Source organism: Vibrio sp. 10N.222.52.B7, assembly GCF_041474275.1.
Lineage (GTDB): Bacteria > Pseudomonadota > Gammaproteobacteria > Enterobacterales > Vibrionaceae > Vibrio > Vibrio crassostreae_C.
Genome location: NZ_JBFRTU010000227.1, coordinates 1 through 243, shown reverse-complemented (window position 1 = coordinate 243; position 243 = coordinate 1). Strand labels below are relative to the sequence as shown.

At 44.9% G+C, this 243-nt stretch carries 1 protein-coding gene; it reads left to right on the top strand.

Annotation, left to right across the window (positions count from 1 at the left end; genetic code table 11):
* Positions 1 to 243: DUF4198 domain-containing protein (locus tag AB4512_RS22550; protein ID WP_372175767.1), on the top strand; the 243-nt coding region annotated here is incomplete at both ends.

The window sequence follows — 243 nt, the reverse complement described above, 5'->3', positions numbered from 1 at the left end:
CTCGTGCAGAAAGCTACATTACAGTAGGTAAGCCATCGGATTCAGTCTTCAAAATTGAAGGCAAGCTACTTGAAATGAAGCCAGTAACGCACCCTTCAGATATCATTGAAGGCGAACCAGTGACATTCCAATTCTTCTACAACGGTGAAATCCAAAAAGACGTGAAAGCGGAGATCACTCGTGAAGGCACGCTTTACCGCAACCACCAAGAACAGATTGATGTAGTGAGTGATGAGAACGGTG